Below are 24,839 nucleotides of genomic sequence, written 5' to 3' on the forward strand. Positions count from 1 at the left end.
CGTGCCCGTCCCCCAGCTCCTGCCCCCGGCCGAACGCACCCTGCTCCGCACGACCGTCCGCGAGAAGATCCGCACCGCGATCCTCGACGGCACGCTCCTGCCGGGCGAGCGCCTCCACGACGACGAGCTGACCGCGTGGCTCGGCGTCTCCCGCACCCCGGTGCGAGAGGCCCTGAACGACCTCACGCGGGCCGGCCTCGTCGAGATGGCCCCCAACCGCTACACCCGAGTCGCCCTCCCCACCGTCGGCGACATCGTCAACGCCACGCAGACGCTGGGCGTCCTCTTCGGGGGCGCGGTGCGACTGGCCGTGCCACTGCTCGACGACGCCACGAAGAAGGTCGTCTACGGTCTCATCGACGCCGCCATCGACGACGTGCGCCGGAGCGACGCCGCCGCCCTGAACTTCGACACGGTCCGCCTCTACGACACCTACGTCGAGAACTGCGGCAACCCGCTCCTGATCGACGTGTGCCGCAGCACGACCGACGGCCTCGCGTTCAAGCTCCGCGTGCCGGAGATCCAGGAGATGCTCGACTGGGCCCACTACGAGTCCTGGTTCACCGACCTCCGAGCCGCCACCGAGAAGGGCGACGGCATCGCCGCCGAGCTCGCGACCGAAGCGCTGCACGGCCTCCCGGGCGCGCGCACTCCGGCCGCGAGCTAGCGACTCCGGTCGGGAGCCGCGGCGCGCGTCACGACGAGGCGCAGGTGCCCGTCGTCGGCGCCGTCGGGGCGCCGCTGGCCTGAGGCGCAGCGCCTTCCTTCGGGGTGGTGCCGGCCTTCGGCGCGGTTCCGGCCTTCGGCGCGTCACCCTTCGGCGCGGCCGGCTTCGGGGCGTCGCCCTTCGGGGCTGCCTGCTTCGCGCGCTTCTCCCCCGCGGCCGGGCCGCCGGTCGGAGGCGTCGGAGCGGTTCCCTCGGTGGGCGCCTTCGGCGCACCCGTGGCCTTGGGCGCCTCACCGGCGGCCGGGGCCTTCGGGGCCGTGCCGTCGGCCGGGGCCTTCGGGGCGGGTCCGTCCTTCCCGGGGGCCTTCGGGGCCGTTCCGTCGGCCGGGGGCTTCGGAGCTCCGTCCTTCCCGGCCTTCGGGGCCGTTCCGTCGGCCGGCGCCGCGGGAGCGGCACCCTTCTCACCGGGCGCCGTCGGCGCGGTGCCCTCGCCCGGCGCCGTCGGCCCCGCCGTCGAGGTCGGCGCAGGAGCCGCGGCGCAGGCCGTCCCGGTCGGCGTCGGTGCGGCGGTCGAACCGGCCCCGCTGCCGCCGTTCCCTCCGGACGACGAGACGGAGGACGTCCCGTCGCTGGAGCCGTTGGAGCCCGCGGCGACCGCGGCCGTGACTCCTGCGAGCCCCAGGCCGAGGACGGCCACGGCCGCGCCGATGGCGACTCGTTTGCCGAAGCGCGGACGATCGGTCGTCGTCGTGGCCGTCGCGGCTGAAGGCGCCCCGGTCGGGTCTGCGCCGTCGAGCCCGGGGGCGCCCTGAGGGGCGGGAGCGTGCGCCCAGGAGGGCTCGCCGATCGGCGTCGTGGGAAGAGAGCGCGTCGCTGCGTCGTCGGCGTCGTTCCTCGAGGTGTCGGGCTCGTCGCCGGGCTTGCGGAACGGGTCGAAGCGGTTGTCGTCGTCGTGGGTCATGGTGTCTCCGTCTCGGAATCCGGCGGATCAGCCGGTCCGATCAGAGTCGAAGTCGAATCTGAAGCATCACTTAAGGACAGCTTCCGCGCAGCCGTTTCATAGGCGCGCCCGGCTCGGCGCCCGTACCGTGGCCGACATGCTCAGCCCAGCCCGCATCCTCCTCGTGGACGACGACGAGACCATCCGCACCGCCGTCGCGACGGCCCTCGACGCCGAGGGCTTCAGCGTGCGCGAGGAACACGACGGCCGGGAGCTCGCCTCCGCCCTGCAGTCGTTCGTGCCCGACCTCGTGATCCTCGACTGGATGCTGCCGGGGCCCTCCGGCATTCAGCTGGCCACGGCGGTCCGCACGTCGAGCGACGCCGGCGTCGTCATGATGACGGCGCGCGACGAGGTCGACGACCGACTCCGCGGATTCTCCGAGGGAGCCGACGACTACGTGGTGAAGCCGTTCGCCATGGCGGAGCTCGTCGCGAGGGTCACGGCCGTGCTGCGGCGGCGCGGCCGCGTGCCGGCCGTCGTCGAGGTGGGCGACCTCCTCGTGGACCCCGACGCCTCCCTGGCCCGTCGGGCCGGAGCCACGCTCGACCTGACGGCGACGGAGTTCCGGCTGCTGGCCTTCCTCGCGTCGAGCCGGGGCCGGACGCTGTCGAAGGGCCAGATCCTGACCCAGGTCTGGGGCTACGACGACTACGACCCGAACCTCGTCGAGGTCCACCTCAGCTCCCTGCGGAAGAAGATGGAGGCTCACGGACCGAGGCTGATCCACACCGTCCGCGGCCTCGGCTACCGGATGGCGGTCTCCCGATGAGGCCCGCGGGCGCGGGCCTGCGCACCGGGTCCCTCCGGGTGCGGACCGTCGTCGCGATCCTCGCCCTCCTCGTGGTCCTGCTGGGCGCCCTCGCGATCACCGTCGAGGCCACGCTCGGCGGCCGGCTGCGCGCCCAGATCGAGGACCGCCTGCACGATCGGGCCTCCGCCGCCGCCGCGCTCGTCGGCACGGTCGACTCCGCGGACCTCGCCGACCGCCTCTCCGCACAGGGCCTCTCCGTGCTGATCCGCGACGCCGACGGCCAGGCGACCGTCGCGGGGCCGTCACCCGAGCAGCTCCGGAAGGGCCCCAAGGGTCTCGGGCCGGTGGACGGACCGGGAGCGACGAAGCCCTCCGCCTCCAGCGGCTCCGCCGGCACGGGGGCCAGCACGAGCGGCTCCACACCGGCGACCCCGGGAGCCAAGGCCGCGAGCGTCACGATCACGTCGTCCAGGATCGTCGCCGACGAGCAGATCATCACGCTCGACTCCGTCCTCAGCGACGGCTCCACGATCGTGCTCACCGCCGACGCGAGCTCCGTCGGGCAGACGCTCACGCAGCTCCGCTGGGTCATGCTCGCGGCCTCCGGGGGGTTCCTCCTGGTCGCCGCCCTCGGGCTCGTCCTGGTGGTCCGCGCAGCCCTCCGGCCGCTCGACCGGATGACGCGCGTGGCCCGCTCGATCGCGGGCGGCGACCGCGGCAGGCGACTCCGGCCCACCCGGGACCGCACGGAGATCGGGCGCGTCGCCCTCGCGTTCGACGAGATGCTCGACGCCGTCGAGGGCGCCGAGCGGAAAGCGCTCGAGGCGGAGGCGCGGGTCCGGGCGTTCGTCTCGGATGCGGCGCACGAGCTCCGGACGCCCGTGGCCGGGATGCGGGCCGCCGCGGACACCCTGGTGCGGGTCCCCTCCGGCCCCGCCGAGCGCGAACGGCTCGCGTCGCACGTCGCGCGGGAGGCCGGAAGGGCGTCTCGCCTGATCGACGACATGCTGATGATGGCGCGCGTCGACCGCGGCCTGGAACTCGACCTCACGTCGGTCGACCTGGGACGCCTCGTCACGGCCGAGGCTGAGCGCCACCGTCTCCGGCACCCGTCGCTCGACCTCGTGATCACGCTGCCCGAGGGTCCCGTCGTCGTGGACGCCGACCAGGATCGACTCGCCCAGGTGGTGGGCAACCTCGTCGACAACGCGTCCCGGGCCACCGGTGGCCGCGGCGCCGTCGAACTCCGGGTCACGACCTCCTCCGCGTCGGACGGCGGCCGCCTCGCGCGGCTCACCGTCACGGACGACGGGCCGGGCGTGCCCGCCGAGGAGCGCGAGCGCATCTTCGACCGCCTCGTGCGCCTCGACGCGGGTCGCGAGTGGTCCGGCGGGGGCGCCGGCCTCGGTCTGCCGATCGCCCGCGGCATCGCCCGCGCCCACGGCGGCGACCTCGTCTGCGAGGTCGTTCCGAGCGGGACCGCAGGAGCCGCGTTCCTCGTGACCCTCCCCGCGCGCGTGATCCCGAGTGGTCCCGACGCACGCCGACCCGTTCCGCGGGCCGGCCGCGCGGACAGGGCCGAGGCCGTCCGGGCCTGACAGCCGGAGGGAGGACGACGGGGGCGCCTTCTTGCCTCCGGACGCGTCGGCGCAGTGAAAATGCCTGATCACGCCTGGAGTCGTCTCATCTGACGCGCGCTGCGCAGTGACCCGTTCGGTCACGAATCGGTAACGGGGCCACCCCGGACCAAACCCTCCCCCGCCCCGCGGCGAACACATCACATCGGGTCAACACCCCGGAAACACCGGCCCCACACACCGGAAACACCGGGGCAACACCCACACAACCGTCACGTTCCACACAACGTAAGGACACACCATGCGCAAGACCACCAAGACCGGACTCAGCTTCGCCGCCGCCGGGATCCTCGTCGCCGGCATCACCGGCGCCAGCCTCACCGCCGCCCAGGCCGCCCCCACCGTGCACCTCGCCGCGTCGTCGTCGTCCTCCATCCCCGCCCCCGCCGCAGCCGTCCCCGCCCTCCTCGGCGGCGACACCTCCGTCGCCCTCGACTCCGGCTTCCTCGGCGCCCTGAAGACCCTCGGCCTCACCCCCTCCACCGCCGGCACCGCGAAGCTCGCCGGCAGCGACATCTCCTTCCCCATCACCGGCGGAAGCGTCGTCTACTGGAACCCGAAGGACAACTACCGCCCCTACGTCCAGGGCATCGTCGAGCACGACGGATCCGGCCTGAACCTCACCGCCGGCAGCACCACCGTCACCCTCTCCAACTTCACCATCAACCCCGGCAACTCGATCCTCTACGGCGACGTCTCCGTCAACGGCAAGGTCGCCGTCGTCCAGGCCGACCTCTTCAACCTCTACGGCGGCACCCTCAAGCCCCTCCAGGTCGAAGGCAACAACGCCGTCCTCACCGGCACCACCGTCCACGTCTCCGCCGACGCCGCCAAGCTCCTGAACTCCACGTTCAAGACCGACGCCGTCAAGAGCCAGCTCCTCGTCGGCGTCGCCACCATCACCGCCCAGATCAAGTAACAACACCCCACCACACGCACCACCCAGCACCACGCACCACCCGAGGGCCCGCCGCACACCGCGACGGGCCCTCGGCCGTACCCCCGACACGTGGCCCGGCGGAGTCATCGACCCCGCGGATCCTGCGAGACCTCCCGCTACGGCCCGCCCAGCCAGTGGTCGATCCGGTGGTGATCGGGCGTGAAGCCGTGAGCGACGCCCCAGAGGACCGCCTGCGTTCGGCTCGCGGCCCCGATCTTGCGGTACACGGAACGGATGTACGACTTCACCGTGTTCGGGCTGAGGTAGGTCAGGGTCGCGACCTCGGCGTTGCTCTTCCCCTGCGTGATCAGCGCCAGGATCTCCGACTCGCGGTCGGTGATCCCCTCGGCCTTGCCCGGCCAGTCCAGGCTCGGCGAGCGCGACGCCCGGGGCGACGGCTCGCTCACGACCTTCTCGCCGGCGTGCACCGCCTCGAGCGCCTCGACCAGTTCGCGCGCGGACAGCGTCTTCGAGAGGTAGCCGTGCACGCCCTGCCCGAGGGCGCCCGCGACGAGGTCGGGGTGGAAGTTCCAGGTGTAGACGACGACCTTCCGGGCCCGCGGGTTCGCCACGAGGCCTGCGAGCTCCTGCTGGTCGGATTCCGGCTGGGCGAAGGAGTCGTAGAGGACGATGTCGATCTCGTCGTCGAGGGTCGCGTTGGCGTCGATCTCCGAGATGAGGATGCGGTCGCGGTACTCGTCGAAGAGGTGCGCGAGCCCCATCAGAACGACGTCGTAGTCGTCGACGAGCGTCACGAGGAGGGGGCGCGTGCGGGTCGTCGAGGAGGTCATGACCCCACCATCCCACCCCGAGGGGTGTGACGGCACACCTCCAGGGGTGGTTGAGTCGTATCCGTGCCCGAACCCGGGTGCGAACGGCACCCACCCCGGTGCGCAACGAAAAGAGATCACACCATGCTCGGATTCATCATCGGCCTCATCATCGTCGGCCTCATCGCCGGCGCCGTCGCGCGCCTCGTCATCCCCGGCCGCCAGAACATCTCCATCCCCATGACGATCCTCCTCGGGATCATCGGCTCGTTCGTCGGCGGCTTCCTCGGCTTCCTCATCTTCCACACCGACCCCGCGAGCGGCTTCCTCCAGCCGGCCGGCATCATCGGCTCCATCATCGGCGCGATCATCGTCCTCTTCCTCTGGACCCGCTTCGCCGGCCGCAGCGCCCGCAGCTGATCCGACCGGCAGCGAAACAGCAGGATGCCCGTCCGGAGAGGGAGCACGAAGTGACCGACGACGTCGCCCCCGCCCCCGGGGTGCTCCACTGGAGCAGCTCGACGGAGGGCCACTGGGAGGCCTCGATCGACACGACCGTCGTCGGGACGATCGACCGCTTCGGCTCCTTCATCGCCTCGAACGCCTACGGGCGGGTCGTCGGCACGTTCCACGACCTGGCCGACGCGAAGCGAGCGATCGAGGCCCCCGGACGCACCTTCCTGGCGCGCCGGCGGGAAGCCCTCCGTGACGCCCGCGTCGACACCGTCCTGCGCCGTGTCGCCACGGTCGTGGGGGCCCTCGCGGCCCTCGCGATCGTGGGCGCCGCGGTCGTGATGGGCGCCGGCGGCCGCTGACCGGTCGCCGGCGATCCGTCGCCGACGATCCGTCGCCGGCCCCGACCCGGCCCGGCGCGCTGCACTCCGGCTACGCTTCAGGGATGCGCGATCTGCAGTCCCGAATCATCGCCGAACTCGACGTCCGGCCCGTCATCGATCCGGCGGAGGAGGTCGAGCGGCGCGTGTCGTTCCTCGTCGACTACCTCGAGGCGACCGGAGCGGCGGGGCTCGTCCTCGGCATCAGCGGCGGGCAGGACAGCTCGCTCGCCGGGCGCCTCTGCCAGCTCGCGGTCGAGAGGCTCGCCGCCTCCGGCCGCGCCGCCCGCTTCATCGCCGTCCGGTTGCCGTACGCCGTGCAGGCCGACGAGGAGGACGCCCAGCTGGCGCTCTCCTTCATCCGGCCCGCCGAGACGGTCGTCTTCGACATCAAGCGCTCCGTGGACGGCTTCCAGGCCGAGTACCAGGACGCCACCGGGACCCCGATCTCCGACTTCACCAAGGGCAACGTCAAGGCCCGGAGCCGCATGGTCGCCCAGTTCGCCCTCGCCGGGCAGAACGGCCTGCTCGTGGTCGGCACCGACCACGCCGCCGAGGCCGTGACCGGGTTCTTCACGAAGTTCGGCGACGGGGCGGCCGACGTCATCCCGCTCACGGGGCTGTCGAAGCGGCAGGGGAAGCGCCTCCTGCAGCACCTTAAGGCGCCCGAGCGCCTCTACCTCAAGGACCCCACGGCAGATCTCCTCGACGAGAACCCCGGGCAGACCGACGAGGCCAACCTCGGGCTCACGTACGCCGACATCGACGCCTATCTGGAGGGTGAGGACGTCGCCGACGACGTGGCCGAAGCCCTCGAAGCGCGCTTCCTCGCAACGCGTCACAAGCGCGCCACCCCGGTCACGCCCTCCGACACCTGGTGGCGCTGAGCGAGAGGCCCGCGTCGGCGCGACCGCGTCAGAGCGGGTAGGCCCCGAGCGGGTCGAACGCGAAGGCGGCCCGGTCGCCGGGCTCCAGGTCGAGATCGGCCGCCCGCTCGGGTGACACGTCCGCCGACACGATCGGCCCCCGCACGCGCACGATGTCGCCGCGCGGCTCCAGGTCGAGCACGACCTGCTCCAGCACGGTGGCACCGGTCTCGCCGATCGACACGTCCGCGGGTCTCACGACCGCTCCGAGGCGGGTCCCGACCGGGTGCGACCCGACCCCGAGGGTGCTGATCCGGGCGCCGTCGTCGGTCACGAATCCGCGCTCCGTCGCCGTGCCGGTCAGCAGGATCAGCCCCGCCAGCCCCGCCGTGAAGGCCGTCCGCGGCCTCGCGAACACCTCCCGGGTCGGCCCCTCCTCGACGACGCGGCCGCCCTCGACGACGAGCACGCGATCCGCGAGCAGCAGCGCGTCGAGGGCTTCGTGGGTGACGATCACGGCGGTGCGGTCCGCGAGCACGCGGCGGAGCATCCTGCGGAGAGCCGGTGCCGCGGCGACGTCGAGCGCCGCCATCGGCTCGTCGAGCAGCAGGAGCCGCGGCTCCGCCGCCAGCGCCCGGGCCACCGCCACCCGCTGCGACTGCCCCCCGGAGAGAGCGGCCGGCCGCCGGCCCCCGAGGTCGGCCGCCTCGACCTCGGCCAGCCAGCGCTCGGCGGTGCGACGCGCCTCGGCGCGGCTCCTGCCGGCGCTCCGCGGACCGAAGGCGACGTTGTCGAGGGCGGTGAGGTGCGGGAAGAGCAGGGCGTCCTGGGCGAGGAGCGCGACCTCCCGCGTGTGCGGGGCCGCGAACGCCCGACGCCCGGGGCCGACGTCGAAGAGCGTGGTGCCGTCGAGGGTGGCGCGGCCCTCGTCGGGGCGGAGGAGGCCGGCGAGCAGGGCGAGGAGCGTCGACTTGCCGGCGCCGTTCGGTCCGACGAGCGCCACGGTCTCCCCCGGGGCGATACGGAATGCGACGTCGAGACCCCGCGCCGCGACCCGGGCGTCGAACTCGACGGTCACTGAGTGCTCCTCGTCGCCGAGCTCGACCGGTACGCCAGCCCGACGACGAACACCGCCACCGCGACGAGCACGAGAGCCAGGGCGACGGCCGCGTCGGGGTTCGTCTCGAGCTGGAGGTAGATCTCGAGGGGCAGGGTGCGCGTGGTCCCCTGCAGACTGCCGGCGAAGGTCAGCGTGGCCCCGAACTCGCCGAGGGCGCGCGCGAACGAGAGGATGGCGCCGGAGACGAGCGCCGGCCCGAGCAGCGGCAGCGTGACCCGGCGGAGGACCGTCGTCGGACGCGCCCCGAGCGTCGACGCGACCGCCTCGTAGCGCGACCCCGCGGTCCGCACGGCGCCCTCCACGCTCAGGACGAGGAACGGGATCGCGACGAACGTCTGGGCCAGCACCACGGCCGTCGTCGAGAAGGCGATGTCGATGCCGAGGAACTGCATCGTCGACCCGAGCAGCCCGCGCCGCCCGAAGGTGTAGAGCAGGGCGATGCCCCCGACGACCGGCGGCAGCACGAGCGGCAGGAGCACGAGCGACCGCAGGATGCGCTGCCCCGGGAACGAGGCGCGCGCCAGCACCAGCGCGATCGGCACGCCCAGCGCGACGCAGAGGGCGGTCGAGGCGAGCGAGGTGCGCAGACTGAGGAGGAGAGCCGCGATCGACGAGTCGGACGAGATCAGCGGAACGAGGTGCGCCCAGTCGACGCGCGCCACGACGGCCACGAGGGGCAGCAGGATGAAGGCCGCTCCGACGAGCGCGACGCCCACGACCCAGCGAGGAACGCCCCCGAGGCCGCGATTCCCGGTCACCGCGTCACGGTGCGCCGAAGCCCTTGCCGGCGAGCACCTTCTGCCCGGACGCGCCCGTGACGAAGGCGACGAACGCCCGCGCGACAGCGGTGTTCGGGGCGCCCTTCAGCGTCGCGATGGGATACGTGTTGACGGCCTCGGAGCTGTCGGCGAAGGGCACGCCGTCGACCTTACCGGCCGCGCCCTTCACATCGGTGACGTAGACGAGCCCGGCGTCGGCCTGGCCGGTGGCGACCTTGCTGAGCACGCCGGTCACGGCGGTCTCCTCGCTGACCGGCCGGAGAGCGACCCCGGTCGCCTTCTCCACCTTCAGCGCGGCGGCGCCGCACGGGACGGCTGCGGCGCAGACGACGGTCTTCACGCCGGACTTCGCGAGGTCCCGGAACGACGCGATCCTCTTCGGGTTGCCGACCGGGACGGCGATCTCCAGCGTGTTGGTCGCGAAGTCGACCGGCGACCCCGCGACGAGGCCGGCCTGCTGGAGCTTCGTCATGTTCTTCGTGTCCGCGGACGCGAAGACATCGGCCGGGGCTCCCGCCTCGAGCTGCGTCACGAGGACGGACGACCCGTTGAAGGTGGTCTTCACGGTGACGCCGGGGTTCGCCTTCTCGAAGTCGGCGGCGAGTTCGGTGAACGCCGACGTGAGCGAGGCCGCGCCGTAGACGATGATCGACCCGGAGAGCGTCGCGGACGCAGCGCCCGAGGACGACGCCGGAGCGGGCGCTGCGGCCCCGCCGGAGCAGCCGGCGAGTGCGACGGTGGCGACGAGACCGAGGGTCAGGAGTGCGGCGGTGCGGAACGGGGACCTCATGGGACGCCTCTCGTGGGAATCGAGTCGGGGACGAGCACGCATCCGAGGATGCGGCGCACTTTCCAGTCTAGAGACGAATCTGCGGGTCTACGCCACGGAATGACGGGCTCCGCACGGAAGGGGCACGATGGATGGCATGCCTTTCACGCCTCCCAGCCCCGACCGCACCCGCCCCGTCCTCCGCGGACGCTTCGGAATGGCGGCCTCGACGCACTGGCTCGCGACCGGCACGGCGCAGTCCGTCCTGGAGCGCGGCGGGAACGCGTTCGACGCCTCCGTGGCGGCCGCGTTCGTCCTCCACGTCGTCGAGCCCCACCTCAACGGTCCTGGCGGTGACCTCTCCCTGATCTTCGCGACGGCGGACGACTCGACGCCGCGCGTCGTCTCCGGCCAGGGCGCGACGCCGCGGGGCGCCACGCCGGAGCACTTCCGCGCCGAGGGGCTCGACCTCGTGCCCGGCGCCGGAGCCCTCGCGGCGACGGTTCCGGGGGCCGTGCCGTCGTGGCTGATGCTGCTCGAGGAGCGCGGCACCTGGGAGCTCGACGACGTGCTCGCCTACGCGATCTCGGCCGCCCGGGACGGCGTGCCGCTGCTGCCGTCCGCGGCGCGGACCATCGCGACCGTGCGCGAGCTGTTCCAGGAGCACTGGCCGACCTCGTCGCGCCGCTGGCTCCCCGACGGCGAGCTGCCCGAGGCCGACTCGATCGTGGTCAACGAGGCCTACGCGTCGACCCTGGAGCGGCTCCTGCGCGACGGTCGCGAGGCGGCGGGCAGCGCAGGATCGAGGGAGTCGCGCATCCGTGGAGCCGTCGAGGCGTGGCGCTCGGGTTTCGTCGCTCGGGCCATCGACGAGGCGATGGAGTCGACGCACCGCCACTCCACCGGGTCGGACCACGCCGGGGTCCTCCGCGGAAGCGACCTGCGCGACTGGGAGCCGGCGATCGAGGACGCGGTGACCGCGACGTTCCGCGGCGTGACGATCGCCAAGACGGGTGCGTGGGGGCAGGGGCCGGTGCTCCTGCAGGCCCTGGCGATCCTCGACACCTTCGACGACGTCCACCTCGACCCGTCGACCGAGCTCGGGGTCCACACCATCACGGAGGCGCTGAAGCTCGCGCTGGCCGACCGGGACGCGTACTACGGCGACCCGGCACCCGACGAGGACGAGGTCCCGCTGGGCATCCTGCTCTCCGCCCCCTACGCCCGGGAGCGGGCCGCGCTGATCGGCGAGCGCGCCTCGACGGAGTTCCGGCCGGGCGTCGTGCCCGGGCGGACCCCGTACGTGCCGCCGCTCGCCGTCGACCGCGACGTCGCTCCGGCCGCGGGAACCGGCGAGCCGACGGTGCGCGTCACCGGCGAGACCCGGGGCGACACCTGTCACCTCGACGTCGTCGACCGGTTCGGCAACATCGTCGCCGCGACACCCTCCGGCGGCTGGCTGCAGTCGTCGCCGACGATCGAGTCGCTCGGGTTCTGCCTGGGCACGCGCCTGCAGATGTCGTGGCTCGACGAGACGTCGCCCTCGCGGCTCCGGCCCGGTCGACGGCCGCGGACGACGCTGAGCCCGACCCTGCTCCTCCGCGACGGCGCCCCCGTCGCCGCCCTCGGCACGCCGGGCGGCGACCAGCAGGACCAGTGGCAGCTGCTCTACCTGCTCCGCACGCTCGTCGGCGGGTACGACCCGCAGCAGGCGATCGACGCGCCGGCGTTCCACACGACGCACCTCGCCGGATCGTTCTGGCCGCGGCTCTGGGAGCCGGCGGGACTCGTCGTCGAGGACCGCCTCGGGGACGACGTCGTCTCAGGCCTCGAACAGCGCGGACACGTGATCACGCGCGCGGGCGACTGGTCGCTCGGCAGGCTGTCGATGGTCGGGGTCGACCGGTCGACGGGGTTCCTCGAGGCGGCGGCGAACCCCCGCGGCTCGCAGGGGTACGCGGCCGGGCGCTGAGAGCGCCGGGCGGGGCTCAGCCCTCGTCGTAGCGCGTGCCCTTCATGGCCAGCTGGCTCGTCGCTGCACCGGCCAGGTAGAGCAGGAGCCCGAGCGAGAAGCGGAGCCCCTCGTCGGCGCTGTTCGTCGGCAGGAAGTTCCAGAAGTTGTCGATGTTGCCCGACGCGGCGCCGTACAGCCACAGGGTGAAGAGGGCCGAGCCCGCGCCGAAGAGGTAGAGCGTGGACGGGAGGCTCTTGCCCGCGGCTCCCAGGCCGGCGAGCCCGAGCAGGATGAAGACGACGTTCATCAGCACCGAGGTCTGGAACACGCCGAGCAGGAGGGCGTTCGATCCGGGGCCGGCGAAGGCGAGGCCGCCGAGGTCTTTCGTGACGCCGGGGACGAAGCCGCCGATCCCGAGGAGGAGGAACGAGATGCCCGCGACGACGGCGGCTCCCTGCGCGGGGCCGAGCCCCCAGCCGTAGCGACGGGGACGGGTCTCCTCAGCGGCTCTGGACGGTGTCTCTGCGTGGGTGCTGCTCATGCGCGCGGGTCCTTTCTGGGTCGGCCACCCGGCCGGCCCCTCCAGTATCCCGCGCCGGGAGCAGACTCGGACACATGACAGTTCCGACACCGACCGGACCGCGGGTCGGCACGCCCGCCGCGGGGCGTCTCCGAGCGATCGAGGTCGGCGCGGGGATCCTGCTCGCCCTGGAGGCCGTCTTGGTGGCGGTCGCTCTCGGTGACTTGGGGTCGCGCCTGTCGCTGCCGATCGTGGCCGGGTTCCCGACGGCTCCCGGTGCGGTGGCGGACCGGGTCGTCGTGGCCGCACTCGACCCCGGGATCGCGGCCCTCGTACTGCTCGTCCTGGGCGCCGTGAGCCGGCTGGCCGTGGTGCCCCGTCGAGCGTTCGAACGACACACGGCCGCCCTCGGTGCGGGACGTCGAGGGCGCCGACTCCTCGAGTACGGCTTCGCCTCCGCGATCACCCTGTTCGTCGTGGCTCGCCTCAACGGCATCGCCGACGTCACGTCGCTCGTGCCGCTCTACGCGATCACCAACGGTGTGGTGCTCCTCGCCCTCCTGCCGCAGCGAGGAGAGCCGGGGGTGGGGCGCTCCCGGTCGCCCCTGATGGTGGCAGCTGCCCTGGGGATCGTCCCCTGGGGCGTCGTGGCGTTCCAGGAGGTCGGCGGGATGATCGCAGGATCCGCGGCGCCGCCCCTCGTGGTCGCCCTCACGCTGGCCACGCTCGCGGCGGCGCTCACGACGGCGGTGCTCCACTGGCGCGAGGTGGGCGCGGGCGTCGCCCCCGTCGACGATGCCGCCGGCGGTGGTGGCCGCGCCGCGGCCGGTGTCGCCGGACAACGCCGCTACGTCGTCGTCACGACGGTCGCCACGTCGGTCTTCGCCTGGCTGATCGTGGCGCTGGTCGCCGCCGCCTGACCAGCAGGCCCCGGCCGAGGCGCCTCAGGCGACGTCGAGATCCCACACGGCGGGGGCGTAGGCCCGGGACCAACCGTCGCGCAGCCGTGTGACCCCCCGCTCGTACGCGTCGAGGAGGTCCATCGTGGGCCGCACCATCGACTGGAGCTGGAGGCCCTCGTAGAGCGCGATCAGCTGTTCCGCTCCGCGCGCCGGCAGCATCGTGTCGGGTTCTCGGCCCGCCGTGACGTCGACGGCGAGCTGCCGGATGACGAACGCGTGGAAGTGGTGCCACTGATCCTGCAGGTAGGGGGCCATCGGGTGCCCGGGCGTCGCGGCGATGTTCACCGTGGCCGAGAGCACGCGCATGAGCGACGGATCCTCGATGTTGGCCTGCACGATGCTCCGCAGGAACGCCACCGCCCCGAAGCGCTGGGCGATCGGGAACAGCGGTCGCATGCGCCGGCCGTTCCACACGTCGATCGTCGCCACCAGCAGATCGTGCCAGGTGGGGAAGAGGAGACGGATCTCCTCGCCGGAGACACCGGCCTCGTGCGCCACGACGTCGAGGTCGACCTCGTGGAAGGCCCGCCGTCGGAGGACGGCGATGGCCGCGTCGGCGAGGTGGAGGCGGCGGTCGCGGTTGGCAGCGAGCTGGGGCGGGGTCGGAGCGGGGTCGGTCGTGGCTGCCACATCAGTCATCCCCACACCGTAGGGGCCGGGCTCCGGGGCACAGAAGTCCCCGTTCGGGTGAGCCGACGAGGGCGACGCCGGCACGCCCCCGGCCGGCGTGCGTCGCCGCGGCTCCGATCGCAAGGGGCGCCGGACGGTGTCAGGTCGGGCTTGCCTGGAGCACGCAGAACTCGTTGCCCTCGGGGTCGGCGAGGACGGTCCACGGGACATCGCCCTGACCGACGTCGGCCCGGCGCGCACCGAGAGCCAGCAGTCGCGTCACCTCGGCGTCCTGATCGTCAGGACGGAAGTCCAGGTGCAGCCTGCTCGGGGTGCGCCGGCGCTCTTCGACGCGGACGAAATCGATCCCGGGCATCCGATCGGGATCCTGTCGGATCTCGAACTCGTCGGCCGTCGAGTACACCGCGACCCAGCCGAGAGCCTCGGCCCACCAGGTGCCGAGCGCCGCGGGATCCTGCGCGTGGACGATGACCTGTTCCCACTCCAACCCCATGGGCCGGCCCTACGACCCGTCGGCGACCGGGGCGGAGCCGCGGAGCTGTTCGAGCGCCTTGTCGAGGCGCCTCTGCCGGGTCTCCGCCGTCTTCGCCTGCGCGAGGGGATCGACGAGGGCGCGACGCCGGCTCGACGACAGCGCGTCGAACGACCGTCGGAGCGACGGCTCGGCCTCCAGGGCGGCGGTGAACTCCGCCGGCTCGACCGCCTCGCGCGCCTCGGTGTCGCGTTCCAGGTGGACGTCGACCTCGTCGCCCGCGCTCAGACCCGATGCCGATCGGTGCTCGGCGGAGAGGGGGATCAGGAACCGTCCGCCCATGACGCCGACGGTGCTCCGATAGGAATACTGACCGATCGTGACGATGACGGCCGGTCGCTTCCCTGCGTCGAGGGCGTCGATCGCCTCCGGCGGAACCGGGATGCCCGTGGCGTTCTGTCGGGCCTGTTCGATGACGGTGCGGAAGGTCGGCATGCGGCGATGCTACTCCCGGACGAAACGCGGTCCGCGATAGCCGTCGCGATGGATTTCGGCGGTGAAATCGGCCTGCGACCGCACCCAGGTCCCCCGCTCGCCGTACAGCGCGCGGTAGACGACGACCCGCTCCTCCGTCTCGGTGTCACGAGCGACGAGGAGCACCTCGTACGCGCCGCCCTTGAAGTGGCGGTAGCGGCCGGGCGGCACGTCGACGCTCATCGGACCGCCACCCAGACGGCCCGCCCCGCGGCGAGGACGAGCGAGGCGTCCCCCGCCGCGAGCGCGGCGATGGTCGCGTCGAGGCCGTCGAGATCGGCCCGCGGGAGCACGTCCGCGACGACGTCGCGGTTCCGGGTCAGCTGGAGTTCGAGGTAGCGGGCGCCCGCGTCGGTCTCCGACGACGCGGTGAACGACGTCTCGCGCCGGTCGACCCGGGCGAAACCGGCCGCCTCGAGAGCCTCCGACCACTCGCCCGTGACGGGGTATCCCTCGCCGGCGAGCGCCGCCACGAGGCGCTCTCCGAGACCGTCGATCCCGGTTCCCAGGTCGGCGGGCGAGAAGACCGTCGAGCGGGTCATCTCGATCACGACCAGCACTCCGCCCGGCCTCAGGACTCCGAGAGCCTGACGGAGGACCTCGGCGGGATCGGTGACGTGGTGCAGCGAGAGCGCCGCCCAGGCGAGGTCGATGCCACCGGGCAGGACTGCGGGCCAGTCGCCGTCGAGGTCGACGAGGCGGGGCGTGACGCGGTCTCCGAGACCCCGCTCCGCCGCTCCTGCCGCGAGGAGTTCGAGCATGCGGGGAGAGGCGTCGAGGCTGTGGACGACGGCGTCGGGGAAGCGTCGGGCGACGGCGAACGTGCCGGTGCCGGTGCCGGCCCCCAGGTCGGCCACTGCCAGCGGCGGTCGCCCCAGCGCCTCGGCGGCGGCGTCGAGCGCCGCGTCGAGGACGGGCGCCCCCAGTGCGGCATCGAGGTCGAGGAGCTCCGCGAGCCCCGTGTCGTGGTCGGCGGCGGGACCGTGTCCCGGGCGGGCGCTGTCGGAACGGCCGTGGCCGGAGTGGCCGTCACCGTCACCGTCGCCGTGGCCGTGGCTCACTCGACGGCGTCCTTCGAGCCGTCGACCTCGGCCTGGAGGCGCTTCAGCTGCGCCTGCTTCTCGTAGAACTCGATCTCACGGTCGAGGTCGGCGAGCTCCTGCTCGGTGGTCCGGGCCCGGGCGGCGGCGTACTCCACGTGCGTCGTCGCCAGCGGCATCGTGTTGCCCCGGCGGGGCGCCGCGCCACCGAAGCGGCCGATCGGCGACCCGTGCTCGCGCCCGACGACGAACCAGATCACGCTGCCGACGAGGGGCAGGAACACCACCAGCAGGATCCAGACGATCTTCGGCAGATGCTGCACCTGCGACTCGTCGCGCGTGATGATGTCGACGAGCGCGACGACGAGCAGCATGAAGGAGACGACCGACACGACGAGGTACATGGCACCGATCCTAGGGACTTCCTGAGTTTCGAGCATCCCCCACTTTCGGGTCGCTCCGGCGTCAGGCGCCCTGCCGTGCGAGCGCGTCGAGGGCGACGGGGCCGAGGCGCGCCGCGGGCGAGAACACCGGGGCAGGATGCCCGTCCTCGACCTCGAACAGCACCAGCTCGTTGACCCCCGCCAGCGTGGCCGGACCGGGCACGTAGAGCGTCTGCTGCGGACCGACCCTCCAGTACCGACCGAGCGGGAAGCCGTTGACGAACGCCACGCCCTTGCCGCAGCCCTCCGTGTCGAGGAAGAGGTCGGCGGGTTCCGCCAGGTCGAACGCGAACCGCACCACGGCGGGGCCGGACGGCTCGGCGACGGCGTCCGCACCGGTGGCAGCAGCGGGAACCGCGGCGCCCGAGCCGACGAGCGCCAGCAGTCCCTCGACCTCGAGCGGGAGCGCCGACCAGGCGACGGCGTCGCCGTCGATCGTGACCGGTCCGACGAGCCCCTTGCGCTCTCCGATCCGCCGGTCGTAGTTCACCCGACCCATGTCCTCGAGGAGGATCACCAGGTCGCGGCCGGCCGGAAGGGCGAGCGCGCGGTCGCCGTTCATGCGCTCCAGGGTGCCGACGCGCACGCCGTCGAGGAAGACGCTCGCGCGATCCCGCACCTCGGCCGCGGCGAGCTCTCCCCCGGCGAAGGCGGCACCGAGGTCGGCGCGCAGCACGAGGTAGCCGCGGTAGTGCCCGAGATCGTCGAAGAGGGGAGGGTCGCCCTCCGGCGACGTCTGCCAGGAGCCGAGCCGGTCGAGCGCGGGCAGGAGCGACGCGGCTCCTGCGACCCGCAGCTCCGGCGTCGGCACGGGCTGCTCGGAGCGCTCGAGCGTCAGCGGCGGGACGTCGGCGTACTTCGCGAAGACCTCCCGGAAGGCGAAGAACTTCTCGGTGGGGTTCCCGGCCTCGTCGAGAGGCGCGTCGTAGTCGTAGCTCGTGACCGTCGGCTCGTAGACGCCCTTGTCGTTGGCGCCGTTCGTGAAGCCGAAGTTCGTCCCGCCGTGGAGCATGTAGAGGTTGACGCTGGCGCCGAGGGCCAGGAGCTCGTCGAGGTCGCGCGCCTGCTCCGCCGCCGGCGTCGTGTGGTGCTCGTCGCCCCAGTGGTCGAACCAGCCGTTCCAGTACTCGGAGCACATCAGCGGCCCGGTCCTCTGGTGCTGCCTCAGGGTGGCGAGACGCTCGCGGCTGCGCGACCCGAACGAGCCGGTCCGCAGGAGCCCCGGCAGGCTGCCGTTCTCGAGCATCCGGTCCTCCGGCTGGTCGACCGTGGTCAGCGGGACGGTGACGCCCGCGTCGAGGGTGAGGGCGACGAGCGCTTCGAGGTAGGCCCGGTCGTCGGAGTAGGCGCCGTACTCGTTCTCGATCTGCACGAGGACGACGGGTCCGCCGCGGTCGATCTGCCGCGGCACGACGATCTCGTAGACGCGTCGGAGGTAGCTCCCGACCGCGTCGAGGAAGCGGGGCTCCGACCGCCGGATGCCCGTGGTCGGGTCCGAGAACAGCCAGGCCGGCAGCCCGCCGTTGTCGTACTCCGCGCAGATGTAGGGCCCGGGGCGGACGATGGCGTGGAGGCCCGCCTCGGCGACGAGGTCGAGGAACCGCGCGAGGTCGAGGATCCCCGCGTCGACCCAGGTGCCCTGTACGGGCTCGTGGTCGTTCCAGGGGACGTAGGTCTCGATGGTGTTGAGGCCCAGCTGCTTCGCCTTCTCGATCCGGTCCGCCCAGTGGTCGGGGTGGACGCGGAAGTAGTGCAGGGCGCCGGACAGGACGCGGTGGGGCCGCCCGTCGAGCAGGAAGTCGTCGTCGCCGACGGTGAAGCGGCTGGTCATGGTGTCTCGTTTCGTGGGGGGACGTGCGGACGGGTGCGGCCGTCGTCGACCGCACCCGTCCGTCGTGGTGGAGCTACTTGCTGCTGACCGTGAAGCCCTGCTCGTTGCCGTACTTCACGATGGCAGCCTGCCAGGCCTTGAGGCCCGAGTTCAGGTCGCCGGCGTTCTGGTACGACTGGCCGACGGTGTCGGCGTAGATGCTGTTCGCGTAGACCTGGAACGGGAGGTAGTTCCAGCCGGACGCCACCGAGTCGGACGAGCCCTGGAGCACCTCGTTGATCGCCTGACCGCCGAAGTAGTCGGGCTTGGTGGCGAGGAACGACGACGACGTGAGGGTCGCCGTGGTCGACGGGAAGCCGCCGGAGGCGAGGAACGTGTCGACGCTGCCGGAGCTCGAGTTGAGCCACTTCACGAAGCCGGCCGCGAGGGCCTGGTTCTTGCTCTGCTTCATGACGACCTGAGCCCCGCCGCCGTTCTCGGCGGTGACGGCGGTCTTGCCGTCGTAGGTCGGGATCGGGGCGACGCGCCAGTTGCCGCTGCCGCCCTTCGCGCCGGACTCGAGCACGCCGGGCATCCAGGCACCCGAGATCTGGGTTGCGATCTGTCCACCGGCGAGCTGCTTGTACCAGTCGTCGGTGAAGCCGGGCGTCTGGGCGAGGAGCTTGCCGTCGACGAGCTCGTTCCAGGTGTCGGCCCACTTCTTGGTGCCCTCGTCCTGGAGGTTGACGGTCAGCTTGGTGCCGTCGACCGAGAAGGGACGGCCGCCGGCCTGCCAGATCATGCTCGTCGTGAAGCCGGCGTCGCCGGTGTCGGAGGTGATGTAGGCGGAGGGGTCGGCGGTGTGCAGCTTCTTCGCGGCCGCGATGTACTCGTCCCACGTCTTCGGCACGGCGATGCCGTACTTGTCGAACAGGGTCTTGTTGTAGAACATCGCCATGGGGCCGGAGTCCTGGGGCAGGCCGTACAGCTTGCCGTCCAGGTCGACCGAGCCCCAGGTGCCGGAGGTGTACTTGCTCTTCAGCGAGTCGAATCCGAACTGCGTGAGGTCGGTGAGCGAGTCGGCGAGGGCGAACTGCGGGAGGGCGAAGTACTCGACCTGCGCGACGTCGGGAGCGCCGGATCCGGCCTTCACGGCGTTCTGGAGCTTCGTGTACTCGTCGTTGCCGGTGCCGGCGTTGACGAGCTTGACCTTCACCTTGGGGTAGGCCTTCTCGAACGCGGCGACCTGCGCGGCGCCGGACGGAGTCCACGACCAGTAGGTGAGCGTCCCGCCCTTCTTCAGAGCCTCGTCGACCTGTGCGGCGTTGCCGCCGGAGCCTCCGGAGGTCGAGCCTCCGCTGGAGCAGCCGGCCAGGGCCGCGGTGACGGCGATCGTGGCGACGGCCGCCGCCGCGATGGTCCTCAAGCGCTTGTGCATGAGGTGTCCTTTCACTTCGTTGTGTGTGCTGGGGAGTTGGGGGCAGGACGCCCGGGTGGGAGAGGAAGCGCTACTGCTTCACGCCTCCGGCGCCGAGTCCCGACTGCCAGTAGCGCTGCAGCAGGAGGAAGACGACGACGATGGGGACGATCGTGATCAGCGAGCCGGTCACGACGAGGTTGTAGATCGGGTCGGCGGAGACGCCCTGGGCCTGGGCGCTCCACTGGTTGAGGCCGACCGTGAGCGGGTACCACCGGGGGTCGCTCAGCATGATGAGCGGCAGGAAGTAGTTGTTCCAGGTGGCGACGACGGAGAAGAGCAGGACGGTGACGATGCCGGGCGTGAGCAGCTTGACCGCGATGGTGAAGAAGATCCGCACCTCGCTGGCGCCGTCCATCCGGGCCGCCTCGAGCAGTTCGGTCGGGATCGCGTCGACCGCATAGGTCCAGACCAGGTAGAGCCCGAACGGGCTCACGAGCGACGGCAGGATGATCGCCCAGGGCGTGTTCGTCAGGCCGATCTTGCTGAAGAGGAGGAACGTCGGCACGGCGAGCGCGGTGCCGGGGATCGCGATCGAGCCGAGCACGACGGCGAAGACGAGACGTCGACCGACGAAGCGGAACTTCGCGAGGCCGTAGCCGGCGATCGTGGCCAGGAACGTCGCGCCTCCGGCGCCGACCACCACGTACAGCAGCGTGTTGCCGAACCACTGGAGGAAGATGCCGCCGTCGTAGGTGAAGACGTCGTGGACGTTCGCGAAGAGGTCGAACCCGCCCGCGAACCAGAGGCCGAACGACGACAGGAGGTTCGCCTGCGACTTCGTCGAGTTCACGACGAGGTAGAAGAGGGGAACGAGCGAGTAGACGAGGAAGATCACCATGACGGCGGTCAGCGGGAGCGACTTCTTGCCCTGGACGCCGGAGAACGGGCGGCGACGCTTCGACGCGGGGCGCGGGGCTCCGGCCGGAGTCGCGGTGCGGCTGGTGAGCGTGGTCATCGGTTCTCCGATCGGGTTCCGCGGACCTGCACGACGTAGGCGATCACGGCGGTGATGACGCCCATCACGATGGCGACGGTGGCGGAGTAGTTGAACTGCTGGCCCGCGAACGAGAGGTTGTAGGCGTACATGTTCGGGGTGAAGTAGGAGCCGATCACGTTGGGGGCGAGCGACTTGAGGAGGTTGGGCTCGTTGAAGAGCTGGAAGCTGCCGATGATCGAGAAGATCGTCGCGATCACGATGGCGCCGCGGAGAGCGGGGAGCTTGATCGAGAGCATCGTGCGGAAGGCTCCCGCGCCGTCGAGCGCCGCGGCCTCGTAGAGCTCGGTCGGCACGACGCGGAGGGCCGCGAAGAAGATGATCATGTTGTAGCCCAGGAACTCCCAGGTCACGATGTTGCCGATCGAGGTGAGGATCCAGCCCGAGGTGAACGGCCGGAGCAGGTCGCTGCCGAGGGCCTGGTTGAAGGCGCCCGTCAGGCCGAACTGCGGGCCGTAGATGAAGCCCCAGATGAGGGCGGCGACGACACCGGGAACGGCGTAGGGCAGGAAGATCGCGATGCGGAAGAACCCGGCGAAGTGGACCCTCGCGCTGTCGAGGGCGAGCGCCGCGGCGAGGGCCAGGAGCAGCATCACCGGAACCTGGATCACGAGGAAGACGAGGACCCGCAGGAAGCTCTCCCAGAACTTCGTGTCCTGGAACAGCTGCAGGTAGTTGGCGAGGCCGACGAACTGGTTGCCGCCGATCAGGCGGTCCTGGAACAGGCTGAGGTAGAGGGCGTAGCCGATCGGGACGATCAGCATCGCGACCAGCACGACCATGAACGGGCCGACGAAGATCCAGCCGGCGACGCCGGTCCGGCCGCTGCGCTTCCGGGGGCGTCGCCCGCCGGGGGTCGAGGTGGCCGCGCCTCGGGTGGCGTTCAGGCCGGGTAGTGCGTTCGAACTCATCGAAACTTCCTTGTCTCCGTCGATGTTGACGTCAACATCTCGGGAGGGACGCTAGCATGTCAACGTCAACATCGTCCAGCCGAGCGGAGAGAAGATGGTCGAGAACGTCCTCGGCACGCCCCACCGGGCCGTCTCCGCCTCCGACGTCGCCCGCGCGGCCGGCGTCTCCATGCAGACCGTCTCCCGGGTGGTCCGCGGACTCGACAACGTCCAGCCCGACACCGCGGCGCGCGTCCGCGACGCGATGGCGACGCTCGGCTACCGCCCCAACCGCGCCGCCCGCGCCCTCCGCTCCGGCCGCTTCCACACCATCGGCGTGATCATGTTCTCGCTGTCGTCGTACGGGAACACGCGTACCCTCGAGGCGATCGCCGGAGCCGCGGCCGAGGCCGACTTCACCGTCACGCTCCTCCCGGTCCGCCGCTGGACCCAGGGCGACGTCAGCACCGCGTTCGACCGCCTCAGCGAGCAGGCCGTCGACGGAATCGTCATCGTCATCGAGTCGCACATCGTCGACGAGAGCGAGGTCGTGCTCCCCTCGGACATCCCCGTCGTCGTGCTCGACTCGACGGGCGCGGCGAACCGCCCCGTGGTCGACACCGACCAGGCGCAGGGCGCCCGCCTCGCCACCGAATACCTGCTCGACCTCGGTCACGAGACCGTCTGGCACGTCACCGGGCCGCAGGGCTCCTACTCGGCGCAGCGTCGCGAGACGAGTTGGAGACAGACTCTCGAGGCCGCTGGTCGACGTGTGCCCCCGACGTTCCCGGGAGACTGGTCGACGGAGACCGGGTACCGCGTCGGCCTGGAGATCGCCCGCCGGAGCGACATCACGGCGGTCTTCGCCGCGAACGACCAGACCGCCCTGGGCATCCTGCGGGCCTGTCACGAACTGGGCCGCGAGGTCCCCCGCACCCTCAGCGTCGTCGGCTTCGACGACATGGCCGAGAGCGACTCGTTCTGGCCGCCGCTCACGACGGTCCACCAGTCGTTCGACGAGGTCGGCCGCGACTCGATCACGGTGCTGCTCGAGGAGATCGCCGGGCGCGAGGCGCCCCGGTCGACGCTCATCCCGACGCGTCTCGTCGTGCGCGACAGCGCGGCGGCTCCCCCGGCCTGACGTTCGGGTGGCCGGCTCTCGGGCGGCCGGTGCTCGGGCGACCGGTGCTCAGGCGGCCGGTGCTCAGGCGGGCCAGGCGAGCGAGATGACGGTGCCGAGGCCGGGCGACGACTGCACGTCGGCCTCTCCGCCCGCGTTCCGGAGGCGCGCCTGGATCGAGACGCGGACCCCGAGGCGCCCCTCGGTCATGGTGTCGAGGTCGAAGCCCGCGCCCTCGTCGCCCACCTCCACGAGGATCCCGCCGGCCCGCGCGTAGAGCGCGATCCAGCGCGGAACCTCCGGTCCGCCCGCGTGCTGGAAGCTGTTCACGAGCGCCTGGACCGTCGCCGAGTGGATCGACTCGGCCGCGTCCACGGGGATCTCCGTCGCAGGGAGGGAGCCGGGGTCGTACCGCAGCTCCACGTCCATCTGCTCCGCCACGAGGAGGAGACGCTCGCGGAGCGACGAGAGCGTCGCCGGGCCCGCCGACGGCGCCTGCCCGATCGACTCGTCGAGCTGCGCCATCGTGTTGGTCGCCATCACCGTGGCGAGAACCCGCTGCCGGGGCGTCTCCGCGCGCCAGGCGGAGAGCAGGGAGGTGAGGACGCTGTCGTGCACGATCGAGTCGACCTGCAGGCGCTCCACCTCGATGGCGTGCTCGCGGACGGCGCTCGCGTAGCGCTCCACCGCCGCGTTCTGGGCGCCGTCGACCTCCGTGGCCGCCCGACGCAGCAGGGTCACCAGGATGAGGACGCCGCCACCGAGGAGGAGCACGTAGAGGCTGCCGAGCGCGGCGTCCCCGAGCGAGACTCCCCCGCCGACGGCCGTCGTGCGGATCAGGGCGTAGAACGCGGGGACCGCGACGAGCAGCGCCGTCGCGACGGGTCGGGAGTACGCGACGGCGGCCACGGCGAGGACGAGGTTGCAGACGTACCAGAGCCACGGGGTGTCGTGACCCAGGGCATCCTGCGAGCGGACGGCCAGGGGCCAGGTCATGAGGGCGGCGAGATAGACGATCGGGACGAGGCGACCGACGAGACCCACCGAACGGCCGAGGAGACCGAGTGCGGCCGTGGCGACGAAGCCGCCGTAGAGGAGGACGATCGTGCCCCACGACCACAGGGGCACGGTGACCGGGACCTGCATGAGGGCGAAGGGGATGCCCTGCGCCCCGAAGACGACGCACATCACCGCGATGGAGCGCGCCAGGATGCGTTCCATGCCGACGCTGCTGAAGCGCTGCGCCGCGCCGCCGGTGCTGAGGGTGGTGGAGCTCAGGAGCCCTCTCCCTCGGCGCGGACGTCGCCGGGGGCGGTCGTCAGGATCGTCTCGAGGGAGCCGGCGATGAGTCGGAGGGCGCGGGCGATCGCGACGTGGTCCGACGCGGGCAGGGCGTCCACGAAGGCGGCGCGGTAGGTCTGGGTGACGAAGTCGACGGCCTCGCGCCCGAGGTCGGTGAGCTCGAGCGTCACGCTCCGGCGATCGGTGGGATGCGGTCTCCGCTCCAGGAGGCCGGCCCGGTCGACCCGGTCGATGAGGCTCGTCGTCGCCCCCGTCGTCAGCTCGAGCGAGTCCGCGAGCTGCTTCGGCGTCAGGTGGACGTTCCAGGCGGCGTACATGAGGGCGCGCAGGTCGGTGGGCCCGATCGAGAAGTGCTCGGCCGCCATCGTTGTAATGCGGACGTTCTGCCGCTGCAGCGCGGAGTACGCCGCGACGAGGGCGTCGAGGTCGGGGGTGGCACCGTCCGTGGTCTGCACGTTCTTCATCTTTCCGAGGTGGTCGGGTCGGAGCGGCAGGACGGCATCCGTGCCGGTGTCCCGCCAGGACGATCTTCCCGCACCCGCGGCGTCCGGAG

At 72.1% G+C, this 24,839-nt stretch carries 28 protein-coding genes; 10 read left to right on the forward strand and 18 right to left on the reverse strand.

Annotated features, from left to right (window positions below; all coding sequences use genetic code 11):
- The first annotated feature begins 1 nt into the window (after position 1).
- Positions 2-667, forward strand: a complete 666-nt coding sequence (locus AS850_RS12420) for a GntR family transcriptional regulator (protein WP_119869407.1) — start codon at positions 2-4, stop codon at positions 665-667.
- A gap of 28 nt (positions 668-695) precedes the next feature.
- Here the strand turns inward: AS850_RS12420 and AS850_RS12425 are convergent, their stop codons facing one another.
- The gene (locus AS850_RS12425) at positions 696-1,628 is read right to left on the reverse strand and encodes a hypothetical protein (RefSeq protein WP_119869408.1); all 933 of its coding nucleotides are present in this window, start codon (positions 1,626-1,628) and stop codon (positions 696-698) included.
- Between the two features lie 136 nt (positions 1,629-1,764).
- Between AS850_RS12425 and AS850_RS12430 the strand changes: the two genes are divergently transcribed.
- From AS850_RS12430 to AS850_RS12440, 3 genes are all read left to right on the forward strand, one after another.
- The gene (locus tag AS850_RS12430; protein ID WP_119870300.1) at positions 1,765-2,439 is read left to right on the forward strand and encodes a response regulator transcription factor; all 675 of its coding nucleotides are present in this window, start codon (positions 1,765-1,767) and stop codon (positions 2,437-2,439) included.
- Positions 2,436-4,019, forward strand: a complete 1,584-nt coding sequence (locus AS850_RS12435; RefSeq protein WP_119869409.1) for a sensor histidine kinase — start codon at positions 2,436-2,438, stop codon at positions 4,017-4,019. Before AS850_RS12430 ends, AS850_RS12435 begins: the two co-directional genes overlap by 4 nt.
- Before the next feature lie 280 nt (positions 4,020-4,299).
- Positions 4,300-4,977 carry a hypothetical protein gene (locus tag AS850_RS12440; RefSeq protein ID WP_119869410.1) on the forward strand — a complete coding sequence of 226 codons (678 nt, stop codon included), beginning with the start codon at positions 4,300-4,302 and terminating at the stop codon, positions 4,975-4,977.
- Positions 4,978-5,114: 137 nt separating this feature from the next.
- On the opposite strand, the gene AS850_RS12445 is transcribed toward AS850_RS12440, so the two are convergent.
- Entirely contained in the window at positions 5,115-5,789 is a 675-nt protein-coding gene (locus AS850_RS12445) for a response regulator transcription factor (protein WP_119869411.1), read from the reverse strand.
- A 123-nt stretch (positions 5,790-5,912) separates the two neighbouring features.
- On the opposite strand from AS850_RS12445, the gene AS850_RS12450 reads away from it, so the two are divergent.
- From AS850_RS12450 to nadE, 3 genes are all read left to right on the forward strand, one after another.
- The gene (locus tag AS850_RS12450; RefSeq protein ID WP_119869412.1) at positions 5,913-6,188 is read left to right on the forward strand and encodes a GlsB/YeaQ/YmgE family stress response membrane protein; all 276 of its coding nucleotides are present in this window, start codon (positions 5,913-5,915) and stop codon (positions 6,186-6,188) included.
- 50 nt (positions 6,189-6,238) lie between these two features.
- Positions 6,239-6,583 carry a hypothetical protein gene (locus AS850_RS12455; RefSeq protein ID WP_119869413.1) on the forward strand — a complete coding sequence of 115 codons (345 nt, stop codon included), beginning with the start codon at positions 6,239-6,241 and terminating at the stop codon, positions 6,581-6,583.
- A gap of 83 nt (positions 6,584-6,666) precedes the next feature.
- On the forward strand, positions 6,667-7,488 hold the full coding sequence (nadE, locus tag AS850_RS12460) for an ammonia-dependent NAD(+) synthetase (protein WP_119869414.1): 822 nt from the start codon (positions 6,667-6,669) through the stop codon (positions 7,486-7,488).
- 28 nt (positions 7,489-7,516) lie between these two features.
- On the opposite strand, the gene AS850_RS12465 is transcribed toward nadE, so the two are convergent.
- From AS850_RS12465 to modA, 3 genes are read right to left on the reverse strand one after another with little or no spacing between them, the layout of a single operon-like run.
- The gene (locus AS850_RS12465; RefSeq protein WP_119869415.1) at positions 7,517-8,545 is read right to left on the reverse strand and encodes a sulfate/molybdate ABC transporter ATP-binding protein; all 1,029 of its coding nucleotides are present in this window, start codon (positions 8,543-8,545) and stop codon (positions 7,517-7,519) included.
- A complete protein-coding gene (locus AS850_RS12470; RefSeq protein WP_119869416.1) occupies positions 8,542-9,345 on the reverse strand; it encodes an ABC transporter permease in 804 nt (267 codons plus the stop codon). The genes AS850_RS12465 and AS850_RS12470 overlap by 4 nt, the downstream gene beginning before the upstream one ends.
- Positions 9,346-9,349: 4 nt before the next feature.
- Entirely contained in the window at positions 9,350-10,156 is an 807-nt protein-coding gene (gene modA, locus AS850_RS12475; protein WP_119869417.1) for a molybdate ABC transporter substrate-binding protein, read from the reverse strand.
- A gap of 136 nt (positions 10,157-10,292) precedes the next feature.
- On the opposite strand from modA, the gene AS850_RS12480 reads away from it, so the two are divergent.
- Positions 10,293-12,107 (forward strand): gamma-glutamyltransferase family protein, encoded by a 1,815-nt coding sequence (locus AS850_RS12480; RefSeq protein WP_119869418.1) that lies wholly within the window; start codon positions 10,293-10,295, stop codon positions 12,105-12,107.
- Positions 12,108-12,123: 16 nt separating this feature from the next.
- Here the strand turns inward: AS850_RS12480 and AS850_RS12485 are convergent, their stop codons facing one another.
- Positions 12,124-12,630 carry a DUF4383 domain-containing protein gene (locus AS850_RS12485; RefSeq protein WP_119869419.1) on the reverse strand — a complete coding sequence of 169 codons (507 nt, stop codon included), beginning with the start codon at positions 12,628-12,630 and terminating at the stop codon, positions 12,124-12,126.
- 74 nt (positions 12,631-12,704) lie between these two features.
- Here AS850_RS12485 and AS850_RS12490 point away from each other — a divergent pair, with 74 nt between their 5' ends.
- Positions 12,705-13,529 (forward strand): hypothetical protein, encoded by an 825-nt coding sequence (locus tag AS850_RS12490; protein ID WP_119869420.1) that lies wholly within the window; start codon positions 12,705-12,707, stop codon positions 13,527-13,529.
- Positions 13,530-13,553: 24 nt separating this feature from the next.
- Here the strand turns inward: AS850_RS12490 and AS850_RS12495 are convergent, their stop codons facing one another.
- From AS850_RS12495 to AS850_RS12540, 10 genes are all read right to left on the reverse strand, one after another.
- The gene (locus AS850_RS12495) at positions 13,554-14,210 is read right to left on the reverse strand and encodes a TetR/AcrR family transcriptional regulator (protein WP_123955508.1); all 657 of its coding nucleotides are present in this window, start codon (positions 14,208-14,210) and stop codon (positions 13,554-13,556) included.
- 130 nt (positions 14,211-14,340) lie between these two features.
- The gene (locus AS850_RS12500) at positions 14,341-14,694 is read right to left on the reverse strand and encodes a VOC family protein (RefSeq protein ID WP_119869422.1); all 354 of its coding nucleotides are present in this window, start codon (positions 14,692-14,694) and stop codon (positions 14,341-14,343) included.
- Positions 14,695-14,703: 9 nt separating this feature from the next.
- Complete coding sequence (locus AS850_RS12505; protein WP_119869423.1) at positions 14,704-15,168, reverse strand: YdeI/OmpD-associated family protein; 465 nt, start codon at positions 15,166-15,168, stop codon at positions 14,704-14,706.
- Between the two features lie 9 nt (positions 15,169-15,177).
- Positions 15,178-15,390, reverse strand: coding sequence for a DUF1653 domain-containing protein (locus tag AS850_RS12510; RefSeq protein ID WP_173795197.1), 213 nt, complete (start codon positions 15,388-15,390; stop codon positions 15,178-15,180).
- Positions 15,387-16,268 carry a class I SAM-dependent methyltransferase gene (locus AS850_RS12515; RefSeq protein WP_119869424.1) on the reverse strand — a complete coding sequence of 294 codons (882 nt, stop codon included), beginning with the start codon at positions 16,266-16,268 and terminating at the stop codon, positions 15,387-15,389. The genes AS850_RS12510 and AS850_RS12515 overlap by 4 nt, the downstream gene beginning before the upstream one ends.
- The gene (locus tag AS850_RS12520; RefSeq protein WP_164088450.1) at positions 16,265-16,651 is read right to left on the reverse strand and encodes a PLD nuclease N-terminal domain-containing protein; all 387 of its coding nucleotides are present in this window, start codon (positions 16,649-16,651) and stop codon (positions 16,265-16,267) included. Before AS850_RS12520 ends, AS850_RS12515 begins: the two co-directional genes overlap by 4 nt.
- Before the next feature lie 61 nt (positions 16,652-16,712).
- Positions 16,713-18,521 (reverse strand): glycoside hydrolase family 35 protein, encoded by a 1,809-nt coding sequence (locus AS850_RS12525; RefSeq protein WP_119869426.1) that lies wholly within the window; start codon positions 18,519-18,521, stop codon positions 16,713-16,715.
- A gap of 73 nt (positions 18,522-18,594) precedes the next feature.
- Positions 18,595-19,938 carry an ABC transporter substrate-binding protein gene (locus tag AS850_RS12530; RefSeq protein WP_119869427.1) on the reverse strand — a complete coding sequence of 448 codons (1,344 nt, stop codon included), beginning with the start codon at positions 19,936-19,938 and terminating at the stop codon, positions 18,595-18,597.
- 70 nt (positions 19,939-20,008) lie between these two features.
- Positions 20,009-20,935, reverse strand: coding sequence for a carbohydrate ABC transporter permease (locus tag AS850_RS12535; RefSeq protein WP_119869428.1), 927 nt, complete (start codon positions 20,933-20,935; stop codon positions 20,009-20,011).
- Positions 20,932-21,885, reverse strand: coding sequence for a carbohydrate ABC transporter permease (locus AS850_RS12540; RefSeq protein WP_119869429.1), 954 nt, complete (start codon positions 21,883-21,885; stop codon positions 20,932-20,934). Before AS850_RS12540 ends, AS850_RS12535 begins: the two co-directional genes overlap by 4 nt.
- 94 nt (positions 21,886-21,979) lie before the next feature.
- Here AS850_RS12540 and AS850_RS12545 point away from each other — a divergent pair, with 94 nt between their 5' ends.
- A complete protein-coding gene (locus AS850_RS12545) occupies positions 21,980-23,005 on the forward strand; it encodes a LacI family DNA-binding transcriptional regulator (protein ID WP_119869430.1) in 1,026 nt (341 codons plus the stop codon).
- Between the two features lie 63 nt (positions 23,006-23,068).
- Here the strand turns inward: AS850_RS12545 and AS850_RS12550 are convergent, their stop codons facing one another.
- Together AS850_RS12550 and AS850_RS12555 are read right to left on the reverse strand one after the other, a co-directional pair.
- The gene (locus tag AS850_RS12550) at positions 23,069-24,205 is read right to left on the reverse strand and encodes a sensor histidine kinase (RefSeq protein WP_123955509.1); all 1,137 of its coding nucleotides are present in this window, start codon (positions 24,203-24,205) and stop codon (positions 23,069-23,071) included.
- 53 nt (positions 24,206-24,258) lie between these two features.
- Complete coding sequence (locus AS850_RS12555; RefSeq protein WP_164088451.1) at positions 24,259-24,741, reverse strand: MarR family winged helix-turn-helix transcriptional regulator; 483 nt, start codon at positions 24,739-24,741, stop codon at positions 24,259-24,261.
- Positions 24,742-24,839: the final 98 nt, after the last annotated feature.

Origin of the sequence: Frondihabitans sp. 762G35 (genome assembly GCF_002074055.1) — a bacterium.
GTDB lineage: Bacteria > Actinomycetota > Actinomycetes > Actinomycetales > Microbacteriaceae > Frondihabitans.